14 protein-coding genes are annotated in these 16,821 nt (G+C 62.1%); 5 read left to right on the forward strand and 9 right to left on the reverse strand.

The window, feature by feature from the left end:
* Window positions 1-17 precede the first annotated feature (17 nt).
* Window positions 18-746, reverse strand: a complete 729-nt coding sequence (gene fhuF, locus J3P90_RS11870; protein WP_434676432.1) for a siderophore-iron reductase FhuF — start codon at window positions 744-746, stop codon at window positions 18-20.
* Window positions 747-945: 199 nt separating this feature from the next.
* On the opposite strand from fhuF, the gene J3P90_RS11875 reads away from it, so the two are divergent.
* Window positions 946-1,149, forward strand: coding sequence for an MbtH family protein (locus J3P90_RS11875; protein WP_420763725.1), 204 nt, complete (start codon window positions 946-948; stop codon window positions 1,147-1,149).
* A gap of 48 nt (window positions 1,150-1,197) precedes the next feature.
* Window positions 1,198-2,628, forward strand: a complete 1,431-nt coding sequence (locus tag J3P90_RS11880; RefSeq protein WP_420763726.1) for a diaminobutyrate--2-oxoglutarate transaminase — start codon at window positions 1,198-1,200, stop codon at window positions 2,626-2,628.
* A gap of 154 nt (window positions 2,629-2,782) precedes the next feature.
* Here the strand turns inward: J3P90_RS11880 and J3P90_RS11885 are convergent, their stop codons facing one another.
* The 3 genes from J3P90_RS11885 to J3P90_RS11895 are packed head-to-tail and all read right to left on the reverse strand — an operon-like array spanning window position 2,783 to window position 5,579.
* The gene (locus J3P90_RS11885; RefSeq protein WP_420763727.1) at window positions 2,783-3,709 is read right to left on the reverse strand and encodes a sugar ABC transporter substrate-binding protein; all 927 of its coding nucleotides are present in this window, start codon (window positions 3,707-3,709) and stop codon (window positions 2,783-2,785) included.
* A 59-nt stretch (window positions 3,710-3,768) separates the two neighbouring features.
* Window positions 3,769-4,560, reverse strand: a complete 792-nt coding sequence (locus J3P90_RS11890; RefSeq protein ID WP_420763728.1) for a TIM barrel protein — start codon at window positions 4,558-4,560, stop codon at window positions 3,769-3,771.
* Window positions 4,557-5,579, reverse strand: a complete 1,023-nt coding sequence (locus tag J3P90_RS11895; protein ID WP_434606034.1) for a Gfo/Idh/MocA family oxidoreductase — start codon at window positions 5,577-5,579, stop codon at window positions 4,557-4,559. Before J3P90_RS11895 ends, J3P90_RS11890 begins: the two co-directional genes overlap by 4 nt.
* 179 nt (window positions 5,580-5,758) lie before the next feature.
* On the opposite strand from J3P90_RS11895, the gene J3P90_RS11900 reads away from it, so the two are divergent.
* Entirely contained in the window at window positions 5,759-7,759 is a 2,001-nt protein-coding gene (locus tag J3P90_RS11900) for a sigma-54 interaction domain-containing protein (RefSeq protein WP_434606032.1), read from the forward strand.
* A gap of 20 nt (window positions 7,760-7,779) precedes the next feature.
* On the opposite strand, the gene J3P90_RS11905 is transcribed toward J3P90_RS11900, so the two are convergent.
* A complete protein-coding gene (locus tag J3P90_RS11905; RefSeq protein ID WP_434647723.1) occupies window positions 7,780-9,081 on the reverse strand; it encodes an SDR family oxidoreductase in 1,302 nt (433 codons plus the stop codon).
* Between the two features lie 147 nt (window positions 9,082-9,228).
* Here J3P90_RS11905 and treA point away from each other — a divergent pair, with 147 nt between their 5' ends.
* Complete coding sequence (treA, locus tag J3P90_RS11910) at window positions 9,229-10,833, forward strand: alpha,alpha-trehalase TreA (RefSeq protein WP_434676433.1); 1,605 nt, start codon at window positions 9,229-9,231, stop codon at window positions 10,831-10,833.
* A 61-nt stretch (window positions 10,834-10,894) separates the two neighbouring features.
* A complete protein-coding gene (locus J3P90_RS11915) occupies window positions 10,895-11,812 on the forward strand; it encodes a LysR substrate-binding domain-containing protein (RefSeq protein ID WP_434606026.1) in 918 nt (305 codons plus the stop codon).
* A gap of 65 nt (window positions 11,813-11,877) precedes the next feature.
* Here J3P90_RS11915 and leuD read toward each other — a convergent pair whose 3' ends face one another.
* The 4 genes from leuD to xylG form a co-directional block, all read right to left on the reverse strand.
* Window positions 11,878-12,483 (reverse strand): 3-isopropylmalate dehydratase small subunit, encoded by a 606-nt coding sequence (gene leuD, locus J3P90_RS11920; RefSeq protein ID WP_434676434.1) that lies wholly within the window; start codon window positions 12,481-12,483, stop codon window positions 11,878-11,880.
* A 3-nt stretch (window positions 12,484-12,486) separates the two neighbouring features.
* The gene (leuC, locus tag J3P90_RS11925; protein WP_434676435.1) at window positions 12,487-13,908 is read right to left on the reverse strand and encodes a 3-isopropylmalate dehydratase large subunit; all 1,422 of its coding nucleotides are present in this window, start codon (window positions 13,906-13,908) and stop codon (window positions 12,487-12,489) included.
* 154 nt (window positions 13,909-14,062) lie between these two features.
* Complete coding sequence (locus tag J3P90_RS11930; protein ID WP_420763736.1) at window positions 14,063-15,199, reverse strand: sugar ABC transporter permease; 1,137 nt, start codon at window positions 15,197-15,199, stop codon at window positions 14,063-14,065.
* On the reverse strand, window positions 15,200-16,756 hold the full coding sequence (xylG, locus tag J3P90_RS11935) for a D-xylose ABC transporter ATP-binding protein (RefSeq protein WP_420763737.1): 1,557 nt from the start codon (window positions 16,754-16,756) through the stop codon (window positions 15,200-15,202). It lies immediately after the preceding gene.
* Window positions 16,757-16,821 lie beyond the last annotated feature (65 nt).

Raw genomic sequence — 16,821 nt, forward strand, 5'->3', positions numbered from 1 at the left:
CGGCGCGATCAGACGTTTCAATGCTGCCGCTTGCATTCATCGAGGGGGCAACTGCTGCAATAGCCGACGCTGGGAAGGCGATACCGAATGCAGCAGATTCGCCGCAGGCGCTGCGGCTCGTCCTCGCCGATATCGTGGTAACGCACGGGGGCGAACAGCGGGTTGCGCCGACCATCGGGGCGCAGGCGGGCAGTGAGGATTTGCCGGGCGGGCAGGGTGCTCTCGGGATTGGCCAGCGGATGCAGGTCGATCCGCGTGGTGACGAATTCGAAGGTGTTGCCGGCATTGCTCCAGAACAAGCGGGGCGATGCGCGGCTGACACTGGCCAGCGTGTCGATGACCGGTTCCAGGTGTTGTTCGACCAGCGTATGGAACCGTCCAAAGGCTGTGCATTCGAGGAGTGGTTGCCCGGCGTCGCGAACATGTAAGGCCTGTGGCCTGGCGTCGTCGCCGAGTTTCAACCCAACATCGTTCAGAGCGACTGGCAGGTCCCGTTGCAGCAACAGGTTGGCGCCCATCACCGGCGCGAGGAAGGTACTGAAATACCACTTGGACCACAGCGACACCAGGGCCAGGCGTTCATCGGTCTTGTAGCGCGCCAGCAGCTCGTCGACGAACTGACTGAACGTCTCGCGCTGGAAGAACAGTTCCACCGACAGAACGGTGGGCGAGTGGCTGCGCAGTTGCAGTTTTTCTTCGAAGGCCGCGAGCGGCCCGGTGAACAGCGGAGCAAGGCTGGGAATCATTGACTCATCCGTGACCGCGAATTGAGAGACGTTATCGTCCAGAAGGGGCGAAGTATAAACAGCGCACCACCGTCTTGCGACTTCTCGTGGGTGTTGAAGCAGGCAAGCCATGTAAGATTTATAAAATATTAATGAGAATCGATACTATTAGTATTGTATCGTAGCGATCTTTCCCGTCATGCCAGTCAAGGAGCAAGCAATGAGTTTGGATAGCCCGGATACGCGGTTTCTGGTTGTCGTCAACGAAGAGGAGCAGTACTCGATCTGGCCGGACTACCGCAGTGTGCCCGATGGCTGGCGCACCGTAGACATGCAGGGCAGCAAGGAAGAGTGCCTGGCCTACATCGAGAAAGTCTGGACCGACATGCGCCCACTGAGCCTGCGCCAGGCAATGCAGGCATAAGGACAGGGCTGATCGCCCACGACAGCGTTCTCATCTCAGGGAGTCAAAATGGAAAGTGTCCAGCCCCGCTCATCATCCAGCGCCACCTTCACGCTGGAGCAGTTCCGCCAACAGGCGCCTCGCGAACTGAATACCAATCCGTACCTGCAACGCCAGGCGGCCCGGGAATCGAATGCGCGTTCATACCCGCGACGCATCCCGCTGGCCCTGCAAGAGGCTCACGGCCTTTATGTTCGCGACACGCAGGGGCAATTGTTCATGGACTGTCTCGCCGGCGCGGGAACCTTGGCGCTGGGCCATAACCACCCGGTGGCCATTGCGGCGATGCGCCAGACGCTCGATTCCGGCTTGCCCTTGCACACCCTGGACCTGACGACGCCGGTCAAGGATCGCTTTGTCGAGGACCTTTTCAATGCCATGCCGGAAAACTTCGCGCGTCACGCGCGCATACAGTTTTGCGGGCCGACGGGTGCAGATGGCATCGAGGCGGCCCTGAAACTGGCGAGAATCGCCACCGGGCGTAAGCCGATCCTGACGTTCTCCGGCGGCTATCATGGCATGACCCTGGGGACATTGAGCCTGATGGGCAACCTGGGGCCGAAACAGGCGCTGGGCTCGCTGATGGCCGACGTGCAATTCCTGCCGTACCCTTACGACTACCGTTGTCCGTTCGGCATCGGTGGTGAAGCTGGCATCGATGCCGGGCTGCACTTCATCGAACAACTGCTGAGCGACCCGGAATCGGGCGTGTTGCCGCCGGCGGCAGTGGTCGTGGAGGTGGTGCAGGGCGAGGGCGGGGTGATCCCGGCACCGGTACGCTGGCTGCAGGGCTTGCGCCAATTGACTCGCAAGTACGGCGTGGCCCTGATCATCGACGAAGTGCAGACCGGCCTGGGTCGTACCGGCAAGCTGTTCGCTTTCCAGCATGCCGATATCGAGCCAGACATTCTGGTGCTGTCCAAAGCCATCGGTGGCGGCCTGCCACTGGCGGTGATGGTCTATCGCGAAGAGCTGGACACCTGGAAGCCCGGTTCCCATGCCGGCACGTTCCGTGGCAACCAGATGGCGATGGCTGCAGGTGCCGCGACATTGCGCCATATCATCAGCGAAAACCTGCCAGAACATGCCGATGCCATGGGGCAGCGCCTGATGGAGCAACTGCGCCAGTTGCAGGGCGACTACCCTTGCCTGGGCCAGGTGCGCGGTCGGGGGTTGATGGTGGGCGTGGAAGTCGTCAGCGACACCCCGAGCGACAGCCGTGTTCCTCCGGCGGACACCGCATTGGCCCAGGCCATCCAGCGCCAATGCCTGCGCCTGGGTGTCATCCTGGAACTGGGCGGGCGTCACGGCGCCGTGGTGCGATTCCTGCCGCCGCTGATCATCCAGGCCGACGAGATTGATGTGCTGGTCGAACTGTTCCGTGTTGCATTGAACAACGCCCTCGCCGAGACCAAGGGCCGAGCGTTGCACATCGCTTGATCCAGCGCTGTTCACTCGTGGCGAGGGAGCTTGCTCCCGCTGGGTCGGTCCGACGCTTCGGGCGCAGCGGCCCCAAAATCTTGCGGCTGCTACGCAACCGAGCGGGAGCAAGCTCCCTCGCCACGGAGCCATCATTTTTCTCAGGTGATTACTGCTACTTGTAACGCTGCTCGAACACCGCCAGTTGTTCAGGCTTGATCAACTGGAAGGGCACCCAGACTTCTGTCTCGACCGGCTCGCCCTTGATCATCTTGATGGCTGCCTGCACCGCGCTGGTCGCCTGGGCCTTAGGGTCCTGGAATACCGAGGCGACTAGCATCCCGCGCTTGATCGCCGCCAGGCCGTCGGGCAAGCCGTCAATTCCGACAATCGCAACCTCGCCCTTGGCCTTGCCGGATTGTTGCAAGGCCATGGCCGCACCGATGGCCATCTCGTCATTGTTGGCGACGATGGCATCGAACCGGCTGCCGGCGAGCAACCAGTTGCTGGTCAGGTCCATGCTCTTGTTGCGTTGCCACTCGGCACTCTGCTGCTCGACGATCTTGATGCCGGGAAAGTCCTTGAGCACTTGCTTGACCCCTTCGGTGCGGTCGTGGGTAGCGTTTTGCGCGAGGTCACCCATGATGATCGCCAGGTTGCCTTTGCCGCCGAGCTTTTCGGCGAGGTAACGCATCTGCAATTGGCCAGCCTCGATGTCATTGGACGCCACCGTGACCACCCCTTTGGGCAGCGTACGCTCGTCCGGGTGCCGATTGACGTAGACCAGTGGCGTCTTCGCCTCGACTGCGGCACGGGTGATATTGGCGGTGGCGGAGGTGTCGACCGGCAGGACGATGACCGCGTCCACTTTCTGGTTGATGAAGCCCTGGACCTGGTTGAGCTGGCGAACCACATCGCCCTGGGCGTCCTCGAACTGGATCTGGACGTTGTCCTTCTTGGCGGCCTCGTCCAGGCCGTTACGCACATAGGTCATGAAGTTATCGTCGACCCTGGCGATGCTGACGCCGATGCGATAGTCGGCGGCGGCCCATTGGCTGAAGAGCAGGAGCAGCGTGGCGAACAGCAGTGTGCAACGACGCATGATGGTTTTCCTTTTGTTGTTATGGAGTGAACGTCATCAATAAATGTTCTGCACGGGCCTTACCCATCCAGCGTGAAGGCCCGCCTGAATCGCTCAAGCGCCCGCTCGCTGTCTCCGCTGGCCCAACCTTCGAGGCCGACTACACCGCTGTATCCCATGCCGGACAACGCCCTGGCAATCGCCGGATAATTGATTTCGCCAGTGCCGGGCTCCATGCGGCCAGGCACATCGGCGACTTGGATTTCACCGATGGCGCCGCCGGCGCGCTGGATCAGTTCGGTCAGGTTTCCTTCGCCGATCTGCGCGTGATAGAGGTCCAGGTTCATTTTCAGATGCGGGCTGCCTACGGCTTCGATCAGCGCCAGGGTGTCGTCGGCGCGAGCGAAAGGCGTGCCCGGATGGTCGACTTCGGTGTTCAGGTTTTCCAGCAGGAACACACGGCCGGCGTCTTCCCCCAGGCGGGCGATTTTTTCCAGGGTCTTGCAGGCGCTCAACCACATGCGGCCGGTGGCCTGGGCCACGGGTTTGACCGGCAGACCCTGGTCCCCCAGGCCGGTGCCGTGCAGGTTCAGGCTCGGGCAATTCAATTGCGCGGCGACACCCAAGGACTCCTGGGCACTGTCCAGCAGTTGCCGGATGTCCTCGGGGTCGGTGAGGTTGCCCGTGATGTAGCCGGTCATCGAGGTAAAGTCAGCGCCCGTCGCGGCGAGGGCAGGGATGTCCTTGGTCGTCCAGTTCCATATCTCGACGCTGAAGCCCAGCGCATGGATGCGTTTGACGCGTTCGATAAAGGGCAGGTCGAGGAACACCATCTCCGCGCTGACCGCCAGCTTGAACGGTACGAGACTCATGACTGCGCTCCTTGGACACGCACCGCTTTGCCTTGCTGGAAAGACTCGATACAGGCACGGGCAATCGCCAGCGCGGCCCGGGCGTCCTCACCGCTGGCTAGGGGCTTTTCACCGCTGCGTACGCAATTGACGAAGTGATTGAGCTCGGTCACGTAGGCGTCACGCAGCAAGTCGGTGTCCATGCGCTGGGTATCGGCCTGGACGCCACTTGCCAGGTAGCGCAGCAAGTCGCTGTCGTTGACGCTGCCCATGGTCAGCATGCCGGCGCTGCCGAACACTTCGCCGCGGACGTCATAGCCGTAGACCGCCTGGAAGTTGGCCTCGGCCGTGGCGATGGCGCCGTTGTCGAATCGGATCGTGACCACCGCCGTGTCGAGGAACCCTTTGTGTTTGAAGTCCGGCGCGATCAACGCGTCGGCCATGACGAACACCTCGACCGCTTCGGCACCCGGATTGAGGTAGCGCAGGGTGTCGAAGTCGTGGATCAGCGTCTCCAGGAAAATGACCCATTGCGGCGAGGCGGCGGGATTGTTCAGCGCCGGGTCGCGGGTCAGCGAACGCAGAAGCTGTGGCGTGCCGATTCGGCCGGCGACCACGTCCAGGTGCGCGGTGCGGAAGCTCTTGGCGAAGCGCCGGTTGAAGCCGACTTGCAGCGTCACCCTCGCATCGGCAGCGGCGGCAATGGCCCGATCGGCTTCCTCCAGCGTGACGGCCATGGGTTTTTCGCAGAAAACGCTTTTGCCCGCCTGCGCCGCGCTGATCACCAGTTCGGCGTGGCTGCGAGCTGGCGCGGCGATCAGCACCGCGTCGATATCCGGGTCATTCAGCAACTGTTGTGGATCGGTATGAACCTTCCCTACGCCCAGTTCTGCCGCCAGGCGCTCGGCCTGGCCGGGGGTAGGATCGGCAATGGCGGCAAGGTATGCGCCGGGGATGTGGCGAGCGGCGGTCAGGCCGTGAAAGCTGCCCATGCGACCCGCACCGATAAGACCCAGGCGGACGGTTTTTGACGTACCCATAAGAGACTCCCTTTTATTGTTGTTCGCGACTCGTCGTCGGTGCATTGCCGGGAGCAAGGGCTGTGCCAATTGTTAACAGACTGAAAGTAAAGGGTTTTATTGGTGCTTTGTGGTTGCATGTGTCCATTTAGAAGACATGCCTATACTGACATGTCAAAAGCATGTACATAGAGACCGCCATGAACACACAGCCGATGACGTTGAGCGTTGAAGACCGTGATTACCTGACTGCCCTGGGGCCTGCGTCATTGAATGGCGGATCAAGCCCGGCGCTGGATGAAGCCTGGCGAGCCTGCTTGAGCGGCGTCACCGAGCGCCCTGAAGGTGTCCGGCAGGTTATCTGGAGTTCCTGGCAGCGTAGCGTCGATGCCGGCCTCGACTCGGCAGACGGCGAGTACCGTTTTGTCTCGCCTGCCGAGCTGACCGCCACACTGGCGGCGAATCGACTGTTGATCGCCGCGGCGGCGCAGGTCATGCGCGGCCTGCTTGCCTACAATCCCAACGGGCATATCAACCTCACGGATGCCCAGGGCACCACCTTGTACTTCTGTGGCTTGGACCTCACACCCATCGGCAGTCGCTTGCTTGAATCGGTACAGGGCACCAATTGCACCGGTCTGGCGCTGGTTGAAGACCGCTTGGTATACGTGCTGTCTGGCGAGAATTTCGGCGCCGGCCTGCGCCAGCGGCAGATGCATTGTGCCGCCGCGCCCATCCGCGATGCCCATGGCCGGACCCTGGCCATGTTGACCCTAACGGCCGAGCCCGGCTGGTTTCACTTCCACACCTTGGGCACCGTCCAGGCTGCAGCCGAAGCTGTTTCCAGGCAAATGGCGCTGCAAGCGTTGCTGGAAGAACAACAAACGGTTTTGGAAGTGCTCAACGAGGGCTTGGTCGTATTGGACGAAAAAAACGATATCAAGGCCCTCAACCATTACGCCCGGCAATTGTTTCGTGTCGACCCTGCCTGGCTGGGCAAGCCGTTCCAGAGCCTGGGCCAGACCGAACTGAGCGATGAAATCCTGCGCAGGGCCGGGGAAGGAGTACGGGACCTGGACTGTACGTTTGAGCTGCACGATCGCAGCCACCTGGCCTGCCTGGTGTCGGTCTGTCCCCTGGCGCAGGGCGGTCGCATTGTTTCATTGCGCGAGAACCGGCGCATCCGCGAGATTACCCGGCGCATCATGGGTACCCAGGCCAGCTATACCTTCGAAACCATCCAGGGCCATTCACGCGCCATCCAGGACGCATTGCACCTGGCTCGAATCGCCAGCCGCAGCGATTCGACCACGCTGATTCTCGGGGAGAGCGGCACCGGCAAGGAACTGTTTGCCCAGGCCATCCACAATGGCAGCGAGCGTTGCGGCGGACCTTTCGTTGCGGTCAATTGCGGGGCCATTCCTCGCGACCTGGTCCAGAGTGAACTGTTCGGCCATGTCGAAGGCGCGTTCACCGGATCGGTGCGTGGCGGTTCGGCGGGCAAGTTCGAATTGGCTGACGGCGGGACGATCTTTCTCGACGAAATCGGCGACATGTCATTCGATGCTCAAGTCAGCTTGCTGCGTGTCCTGCAGGAAGGCGAAGTCACTCGGGTGGGGGCGAAAAAATCGTTGCGGGTGAACGTGCGCATCATCGCTGCGACCCATCGCAACCTGAGCCAGGCCGTGGCCGAAGGGGCTTTTCGCGAAGATCTTTATTACCGCCTCAACGTGCTGGGCCTGACGGTGCCGCCCTTGCGCATGCGCCGCGAAGACGTGCCGATGCTGGCACGGCATTTTCTTGCGCGTTGCGCCCGGTCGCTGCGAAAACCCATGCGCGACCTGTCCCCAGAGGCGCTGGAGCTCTTGGGCGCCTACCACTGGCCGGGCAACGTCCGTGAGCTGGAAAACGTCATTGAGCGCGCGACCAACCTGGCTGGTACCGAGCTGATCCAAGCGAGTGATCTTGCGTTGGAGATCAGGCAGGGAGGACAGCCAGCGGCCCGGCATTTTGCCCCCGAGCCGCGGGCAGCCGTGGATCTAGGTACCCATGAAATGAATGCGATCATCGCGGCCCTCAGGGACACGCGGGGCAATATCCGCCTGGCCGCCCGGCAGTTGAACGTTTCCCGTGGCGGTTTGTACAACAAGATGAACCGATTCGGGCTCAAGGTGGAAGCGTTCCGTTCGGGATTGGCCTGAGCCAATACCCAGACGCCGCTTCAGCGACGACTTCGTTCCCGACCCAGCGCCACCAGGCACCCACCAATCAACAATGCGGCGCCCGCCACCAGCAGGGGCGCGGATCGCCGCGTCGGCTTGCGCCAACCGCCTTCGACACGTCGCTGGCCGCTGGGCGGGGAGAACAGGTTTCCGGAGGATGAAGCCATTGCCGGGCTGCGATCCAAGCCCCGGCGTGTCAGCCAGCCGGAGAGTTGCGCAAACCCGGGCACAAGAAAATGCGCCATCCTTGCCAGTGTCGCGGCGCTGCCCACGGTGGTGGTGGGCTTGGGGTTGAGTGCGCAACTGACCATCGCCTCGGCGACGCGATGGGGGTCGTAGACCGGTGGTGGTGGCTTCAGCGCGTGGCCGGTGAAGTTGGCGCCATCGCGAAAACCCGGCGTATCGATGACCGCGGGATAGATGTCGCAGACGTGGATGTCCCGGTATTCCCCCAACTCACCGCGCAAGGCTTCGGACAACCCGCGCAGTCCGTACTTGCTGGCGGAATAGGCGGCGGCGTAAGGCTGGGCGACCCAACTGCCTAACGACAGGGTATTGATCAGGATGCCGCGTTGTTGCTTCTTGAAATACGGCCAGGCCACGTAGGCGCCGCGCAGGTAGCCAAGTAAATCGGTTTGCAGGACCTGCTCATGCACATCGAGCGGCGTCTGCTCGAAGCTGCCTACCGCACCCACGCCGGCATTGTTGATCCAGATGTCAATGCGACCGTCACCGAACGTTGCGGCTTCGGCGGCAAGCGCCTGCATTTGCTCACTGCTGGTGACGTCTGTGCACACCGCCAACGCGTCGGCTCCCTGGGCCTGGCATTGTGCAACGACCTCATCGAGCGCCGCACGGTCGCGTGCCGCCAGGACCAGGCGTGCGCGCTGCCTGGCAAACGCCTGGGCGGTGGCGCGGCCGATCCCGCTCGAAGCGCCGGTGATGACCACCAGTTTCTCCGACAAGGGATACGACGTCGTCTTACGGCTCGGGGCGGTTTCGCCTGTCGACTGATGGATCTCGGGCTGCATGGGCGAAAGCTTCAGGCGCACCCCGTCCGCCATGATCAGCGTCAGGTCCTGGACGGTGCCGGCGACCCTGTCCGGGTACACCGGCTCGCCCTCGGGGTCGAGTTGGTCATAGACAAACTTTTCGCCCTCCAGCCAGCCCACCGCGGTGTTCAGTTCTGGGCCCAGGTAATACTTTCCATCAAGGAAAAAGCCGGGGAAATGTGGCGCTCGCTCGACGCTTTCGACGGCATAGCGTTCGCCCGTCCTCATTCCGGTTGCCGGGGAAATCATGATCAACACCTCCGCTCTGTTGGTTCTGCGATAGAGAGCGAGGGTGAAACGGGGGTTCCATTGAAATGAGGAAAGGAAGTTCGAGTGAACCGAGGCTCATTTTCTTCAGTCATTGCTGTAGGAAGTGATCACATCAAGGAGCCTCAGATGCGTTCTGTTTATCTCGCCAGCCTGTCCTTCACCGCGTTGTTGTGCGCAGCATGCTCAAGCCAATCGCCTGCGACATGGAGCTACGAGGACGCGCGAAGGCGCACCCCCGTGCCGCCCGACCAGGCCTATCCCGAATTGTTTGAGGCGGTGCAAGGCAAACAGTTGTTCACTGACCAAAAACACTTCGTCGATGCGCTGCCCAAGCGCGACCCCTCGCAGATTCGCGCCGATTACCTGGCCCGCCGCGACAGTGCCGATTTCGATCTCAACGGGTTCGTGAAGGACAACTTCGTCGAGTCAGGCCAGGCTGAGAGCCCTACCCCAAAACCCGGCGCGCCGATCAAGGAACACATCCACAATCTCTGGCCGGTGCTCAGCCGAACCTACACCGAGGTTCCGCAATACAGCAGTCTATTGCCGTTGCCGCAGCCCTATGTCGTGCCAGGCGGGCGTTTCCGAGAAATGTATTACTGGGATTCGTATTTCACCATGCTGGGGTTGGAGCAAAGCGGTGACCAGACGCAGGTTCGCCAGATGGCCGACAACTTTGCCTACATGATCGACACCTACGGCCACATTCCCAACGGCAATCGCACCTACTACCTGAGCCGATCGCAGCCGCCATTCTTTGCCTATATGGTGGAATTGCAGGCGCATATCGAGGGCGAGCAGGCCTACGGGCGTTACCTTGGGCAACTGCAAAAAGAATATGCCTACTGGATGGAAGGGGCGCAGACCCTCAAGCCGGGTGAGGCTGGGCGACACGTCGTCAAGCTTGCCGATGGCAGCGTGCTCAACCGCTATTGGGACGCCAGCCCCACGCCTCGTCAGGAGTCGTGGCTGCAGGACGTCAAGACCGCTGAACAGGCAGCCGACAGGCCCAAGCAAGAAGTCTGGCGCGACTTGCGCGCAGGCGCTGAAAGCGGCTGGGATTTCAGTTCCCGCTGGCTGGGAGACGGTAAAAACCTGGCGACCATTCGCACGACCTCCATCGCACCCGTGGACCTGAACAGCCTGATGTATCACTTGGAGCGCACCATCGCCAAGGCCTGTGAAACGGTGCGGAACACGCCGTGTACCCAAGCCTATGGGCAACGGGCCGAGCAACGCCAGCGCGCCATCGAGACGTACCTGTGGAACGCCGAAGGCGGCTATTACGTGGACTACGATTGGCAGCAGAACCGGCAGCGCCCGGCACTCACTGCCGCGACGCTGTTCCCGCTCTATACCGGCCTGGCTTCCAGCGAACGCGCCAACCGCACTGCCGACGCCGTGCGCAAGGGCTTGCTGCGTCCCGGCGGCATCGCCACCACCCAGGTCAATAACGGCCAGCAGTGGGATGAACCCAATGGCTGGGCGCCCCTGCAATGGGTGGCGGTCGAGGGGTTGGAGCGCTACGGCCAAACCGACCTGGCCAGGGAGGTTGGCAGCCGTTTTCTGCAACAGGTCCAGGATCTCTACCGCAAGGAAGACAAACTGGTCGAGAAGTACGACTTGTCCGGCCAAGGCGACGGTGGGGGCGGGGGCGAGTATGAATTGCAGGATGGCTTTGGCTGGACGAACGGCGTGACGCTTAAATTGCTGGGCAAATACGGCGGTTGAGCCGGGCCGCTTCAGTGCTATTCTTCGCGAAATTGCGAAGAATAGCGCTGCGGTAGAGCCGATGAACACAACCCGTGATCAATTCCCCTTGCCGGAGGACCTGAAGGTCTTTCTGACTGTCGTCCGAAAGAATGGCTTTGCCAGCGCGGCCGAGGCATTGGGCTATTCACCGGCCTATATCAGCAAGCGCATCTCGGTATTGGAGTCGACGCTCGCTACCCGACTGCTGCATCGCACGACCCGGCGCATCGCATTGACCGACGACGGCGAGCGCGTGCGGGTGTGGGCCGAAAAGCTGCTGGGGGATTTCGATGAGTTCGTCGGTGAGATCGCCCGGGCTCGCCATCAGCCCACCGGCTCGTTGCATATCTGCAGCAGCTTTGGTTTCGGCCGCAACCATGTCGCGCCGGCAATCGGCAAGCTGTCGCAGACGTATCCTGGCCTCGACATCCGGCTGGATGTGTTCGACCGCGTCGTCGATATCGTTGGCGAGGGGTTCGACCTTGAGATCCGCGTCGGTGATGACCTGCCAGGGCAGCACCTGGGCCGCAAGCTGGTGAGCAATCGACGCGTGCTCTGCGCAGCCCCCGGGTATCTGGAACGACGGGGCACACCGCGTTCGCTCGATGACCTCAAGGACCATGATTGCCTGGTGCTCAAGGAGCGCGACAACGCCTTCGGCATCTGGACCTTGAGCAAGGATGGGGTGCAGGAGACTGTGCGCATCGGCGGCCCGTTGTCATCCAACAGCGGCGAGATTGTCCTGGAGTGGGCGTTGAGCGGCGGCGGGATCCTGCTGCGCTCGATGTGGGACGCCGGGCCCCTGCTTGAACAGGGGCGGTTGGTTCAGGTGCTGCCGGCGTATTCGCAAAGCGCCAACGTCTGGGCGGTGTACCCGACCCGGCTCAGTCAGTCGGCGAAGCTGCGGGTTTGCGTTGAATTTCTTGAGACATGTTTTCGGGACTTGTCGGCTGGGTAGAAGAGCAGCACCGCTTTCGCGAGCCGGCTCGCTCCCACAGTCTTCCTCAGTGGTTGGACGTTACGCTACAGCCAGGGATTTTCCGCGAGGTGCCGGCTTTCGAAGCGGCGTATCTGGTCTGCACGTTGAAGGGTCGTGCCAATGGCATCCAGGCCGAGCAGCAAGGATTGCTTGCGCAGCTCGTCGATCTCGAAAGAAATTACCTCACCGTCCGCCAATCTGATCTGTTGCGCCGGCAGGTTAACGCTGATGCTGGCGGTTTCGGCGCGGCTGATCGTCTGCGCGAGTCTCTTGAGTTGCGCTTCGGGCAATTGAATGACCAACACCCCGTTACGCTGGCAATTGTCATAGAAGATCCCGGCGAAGCTGCTGCCGATCAACGCCCGGATGCCCACTTGCTTCAAACCCCACACCGCATGTTCGCGGCTTGAGCCACATCCGAAGTTCTCCCCCACCACCAGGAACGTTGCGCCGCGCCAGCCCGGTTTGTTGAGCACGAATTCAGGATTGGGATCGCCGTTGCCCAGCCACTTCAAGTCGAAGAACAGGCCACGGTCCAGCCCGTTGCGGTCGATGCCCTTGAGGAACTGCTTGGGCATGATCACATCGGTGTCGATGTTGGCGGCCAGCAGCGGGGCGGCGGTGCCACTTACAGTATTGAAGGGTTGCATGCTTCAGGCCTCCGGCAGCAGTGAACGAACATCGGTCAAATGACCAGCAATCGCGGCGGCGGCCACCATGGCCGGGCTCATCAAGTGGGTGCGCGCGCCGGCGCCCTGGCGTCCTTCGAAGTTGCGATTGGTACTGGAGGCGCAGCGATCCCCAGGGGCGAGCACGTCATCGTTCATCGCCAGGCACATCGAACAGCCGGATTGGCGCCATTCGAAACCGGCTTTGCGAAATATTTCCGCCAGGCCTTCTTCTTCGGCCTGTTCGCGCACCATGGTCGAGCCGGGCACGATCATCGCGCGCACATGGGCGGCAACGTGCTTGCCCTGTACGACACGCGCCGCATCGCGCAGGTCCTCGATTCGCGCGTTGGTGCATGAGCCGATGAAAGCATGGTTGATGACCACGTCGGCGAGCGGCATGCCTGGCGTCAGGCCCATGTAGGTGAGGGCACGCTGCAGGCCTTGGCGCAGGATCAGGTCGGGTTCTGTCGCAGGGTCGGGTACCTGGCTTCCGATCGGTGCAGCCTGGTCAGGGCTGGTGCCCCAGGTGACCATGGGTTCCAATGCGTCGACATCGAGCGTCACTTCCCGGTCGAACACCGCGCCTTCATCGCTGTGCAGGGCTCGCCATTTGGTCACGGCCCGTTCCCACAGCTCGCCCCTGGGAGCGCGGGGCTTGCTTTGCAGATAGGCAAAAACCTTGTCATCCGGCGCCATGAACGCGCCCCGGGCGCCGGCTTCCACGGCCATGTTGCAGATGGTCATGCGGGCTTCGACGCTAAGGGCGGTGATTGCCGGGCCGGTGAATTCGATCGCATAACCGGTGGCGCCCGAGGCGCCGATCCTTTCGATCAGCGCCATGATGATGTCCTTGGCGGTGACGCCTGCCCCAAGCGTGCCGTTGACCGTGACGCGCAAGGTTTTCAGGCGCTTGTAGACCAACGTCTGTGTAGCCAGCAGGTGCTCGATTTCAGACGTGCCGATGCCAAAACCAAAGGCCCCCAACGCACCGTATGTCGTGGTGTGGCTGTCGCCCGCGGCCACCACCATGCCCGGCAGGATGAAGCCTTGCTCGGGGGCGACGACGTGCTCGATGCCCTGGCGTTTGTCCAGCACGTCGAACAGTTCGATGCCAAAGTCCCGGCAGTTTTCTGCGAAGTACGAGACCTGTCGGGCGCCGCCGGCATCCGGCATGGCTGCGATGCGCTGGGGCGCCGTCGGGTTGACGTGATCGACCACCGCCAGCGTCGCGCTCGGCCGCCAGACGCTGCGGCCGTTTTCACGAAGGCCGCTGAAGGCTTGCGGGCTGGTGTATTCGTTGGCGACCTGGCGGTCGATGTACAACAGCACGTGGCCCTGATCGTCCAACGGGCAAACGGTATGGCTGTCGATGTGCTTTTGATAGAGCGTTCGGGGGCTGTTCATGCAGGCGCTTCTTCATTTTTGGCGGGTCTGCCCACAGCATATTGACTGCCGGCGTCGCATCAAGAGCCCAGCGGTGAAGGCGTTGCACACGGATTGTGATCAATCACGACGGGGAGTGGGGCGGCCATCCATGGTTGCCCCGAATCGGTATGGGTCAGCGTCGGGCGGTGCGGGTGCTGACATCCACCCACACGGCTAGGACCAAAATGCTGCCCTTGACGATCATCTGCCAATAGCTGTCGACATCGAGCATGGACATGCCGTTGTCCAGGCTGGTGATGACCAGCGCGCCCAGCAGCGCGCCGTAGACCGTGCCCGAGCCACCGCGCATGGACGTGCCGCCGATAAAGCAGGCGGCGATAGCGTCCAGTTCGCCCATGTTGCCCGCCGAGGGCGAGCCGGCGGCCAGGCGCGCGGTGTTGACCATGCCGGCGAGGGCGCACATCACGCCCATGATGCCGAAGATCCAGAGCTTCACTGCCTGTACATTGATGCCGGACAGGCGCGTGGCCTCCATGTTGCTGCCCACCGAGTAGACGCGCCTGCCGAATACGGTTTGGCTGGTCACGTAGCTGAACACCCCCAGCAGAACCAACAGGAGCAGCACCGGAACCGGGATCCCGTCGTAGCTGTTGAGCGTATAGACGAACCCGGCCAACACCGCGCCGATCAACACCACCCGCGCCACGTCCCGCGTCAGGGAATGGGCCGCGAGGCCATGCAGCGCGCGGTTGCGGCGCTGTTTCCAGGTCAGGAAAAGCGTCAGCGCGAACAACAACACGCCCAGGCCCGTGCCGACTGCGTGGGGCAGGTAACCCTGGCCGACGTAAACCAGCTCCGGCGATACCGGCGCGATGGTGGTGCCGCCAGTGATGCCCAGCAGGATTCCGCGAAACGCCAGCATGCCACCCAGGCCGACGATGAAGGAGGGGATGCGCAGGTAGGCGGTCATGTAGCCGTTGGCCAGGCCGATCATCAGCCCACACAGGGCGACCAGGCTCAGGTTCGCCAGCAGCGGGATGTGATAGACCACATCGAGTATCGCCGCCAGACCTCCCAATAAACCGAGCAACGAGCCCACCGACAAATCGATCTCGCCACTGATGATCACCAGCACCATGCCGCAAGCCAGGATGCCGGTGATGGACATCTGCCGCAGCAGGTTGGAGAGGTTGCGCGGAGTCAGGAACCCGCCCTCGGTCTGCCAGCTGAAGAACAACCAGATGACCGCCACGGCAATCACCAGGGCGAGCATTTTGTAGCGGGTGAACACTTGTTTGACTTGGTTCATCTACGCGGACTTCCGATCATTGTTGTTATTGCTTTCGGGATGGCTGAGCGCGGCGGCAAGCACCTGTTCCTGGGTCAATTGCTGGTTGATGAAATCGCCGCGCAGTTGCCCCTCGCCGATCACCAGCACGCGGTCCGACACACCCAGCACTTCGGCCAGTTCCGAGGACACCATGATGATCGACACGCCTTCGGCCGCCAGCGCGCCCATCAGCTTGTAGATCTCGTACTTGGCGCCGACGTCCACGCCCCGGGTGGGTTCGTCGAGAATCAATACCCGAGGCTTGGTCAGGAGCATCTTCGCCAGCACAGCTTTCTGCTGGTTGCCACCGGAAAGGCTGGTGATCGGCAGGAACGGGCTCGCGGTCTTGAGGTGCATGCGCGAGATTTCCCGGTCGATGCTGCCCAGCTCGGCCTCGGCGTCGATGCGGGTCATCTTCGAGAAGTTTTCCAGGACCGCCAGGGTGATGTTCTGGCCGACGCCCAGGTCCGGGATGATGCCCTGGCGCTTGCGATCTTCAGGGACCATGCACAGGCCCGCCCGGATCGACTTGAGGGGCGTGCTGCTGTCAATGCGCTGGCCGTCCAGCCAGACTTCGCCTTCGTGACGACCGGGGTAAGCGCCGAACAACGCCGACACCAGCTCCGTGCGACCCGCACCCACCAACCCGGCGATGCCAAGGATTTCGCCGCGCTTGAGCACGAACGAAATGTCGTCGACGCGTTTGCGCCTGGGGTTGTCGACGTCGTAGCAGGTCACATGGCGTGCCTCGAAAATCACCTCGCCGATAGCGTGGGGTTCGGTGGGGTAGAGGTTACTCATCTCCCGCCCGACCATTTGCGTGATGATCTTGGGAATATCCATGTCGGCCATGGCAGTGGTGGCGATGTGTTTGCCATCGCGTATCACCGCGATGGTGTCGCACACGGCGGCCACTTCATCGAGCTTGTGGGAGATGTAGACGCACGCCACGCCCTTGGCCTTGAGGTCGCGGATGATGTCCAGCAGCACTTCGATTTCCGAGCGGGTCAGGGCCGAGGAAGGCTCGTCGAGGATCAGCAGGCGCGCCTGTTTGTTCAGGGCCTTGGCGATCTCGACCAATTGCTGGTAGCCACCGCCGTACTGCGAAACCGGCAGCGAGACGTTCATGTCCGGCACCTTGAGTTCACGCATCAGGGCTTCGGCGCGGTGGATCATCGCGGGGTAATTCATGCGTCCGCCGGGCAAGGTCAGCTCGTGGCCCATGAAGATGTTTTCGGCCACCGACAGGTCGGGCACCAGGGTCAGTTCCTGGTGAATGATGACGATGCCGGCAGCTTCGGTTTCGCTGATCGATTGCGCCTTCAGCGGCTGGCCGTCCCAGAGGATCTCACCCTCCCAGGTGCCGTAGGGATAGACCGCCGATAGGACTTTCATCAAGGTGGATTTGCCGGCGCCGTTCTCGCCGCACAGGCCGACGCATTCACCCGGCCTGACCTTGATGTCGATGCCGTTCAGCGCCTTGACACCGCCGAAGGTCTTGACGATGCCGTTCATTTGCAGCAGGTATTCAGACATGGCGAGGGCTCGTAAGAAAGGGGCTCACACAACATAAAACCTGTGGGAGCGAGCCTGCTCGCGAA

Source organism: Pseudomonas sp. D3-10 (assembly GCF_051132175.1).
Lineage (GTDB): Bacteria > Pseudomonadota > Gammaproteobacteria > Pseudomonadales > Pseudomonadaceae > Aquipseudomonas.

Bases quoted from the DNA above. Each gene is read 5' to 3' on its own strand.
- J3P90_RS11930 (WP_420763736.1), bottom strand. From the start codon at position 15,199: ATGAACCAAGTCAAACAAGTGTTCACCCGCTACAAAATGCTCGCCCTG.
- J3P90_RS11915 (WP_434606026.1), top strand. From the start codon at position 10,895: ATGAACACAACCCGTGATCAATTCCCCTTGCCGGAGGACCTGAAGGTC.
- leuC (WP_434676435.1), bottom strand. From the start codon at position 13,908: ATGAACAGCCCCCGAACGCTCTATCAAAAGCACATCGACAGCCATACC.
- xylG (WP_420763737.1), bottom strand. From the start codon at position 16,756: ATGTCTGAATACCTGCTGCAAATGAACGGCATCGTCAAGACCTTCGGC.
- fhuF (WP_434676432.1), bottom strand. From the start codon at position 746: ATGATTCCCAGCCTTGCTCCGCTGTTCACCGGGCCGCTCGCGGCCTTC.
- J3P90_RS11905 (WP_434647723.1), bottom strand. From the start codon at position 9,081: ATGATTTCCCCGGCAACCGGAATGAGGACGGGCGAACGCTATGCCGTC.
- J3P90_RS11880 (WP_420763726.1), top strand. From the start codon at position 1,198: ATGGAAAGTGTCCAGCCCCGCTCATCATCCAGCGCCACCTTCACGCTG.
- J3P90_RS11875 (WP_420763725.1), top strand. From the start codon at position 946: ATGAGTTTGGATAGCCCGGATACGCGGTTTCTGGTTGTCGTCAACGAA.
- J3P90_RS11895 (WP_434606034.1), bottom strand. From the start codon at position 5,579: ATGGGTACGTCAAAAACCGTCCGCCTGGGTCTTATCGGTGCGGGTCGC.
- treA (WP_434676433.1), top strand. From the start codon at position 9,229: ATGCGTTCTGTTTATCTCGCCAGCCTGTCCTTCACCGCGTTGTTGTGC.
- J3P90_RS11885 (WP_420763727.1), bottom strand. From the start codon at position 3,709: ATGCGTCGTTGCACACTGCTGTTCGCCACGCTGCTCCTGCTCTTCAGC.
- leuD (WP_434676434.1), bottom strand. From the start codon at position 12,483: ATGCAACCCTTCAATACTGTAAGTGGCACCGCCGCCCCGCTGCTGGCC.
- J3P90_RS11890 (WP_420763728.1), bottom strand. From the start codon at position 4,560: ATGAGTCTCGTACCGTTCAAGCTGGCGGTCAGCGCGGAGATGGTGTTC.
- J3P90_RS11900 (WP_434606032.1), top strand. From the start codon at position 5,759: ATGAACACACAGCCGATGACGTTGAGCGTTGAAGACCGTGATTACCTG.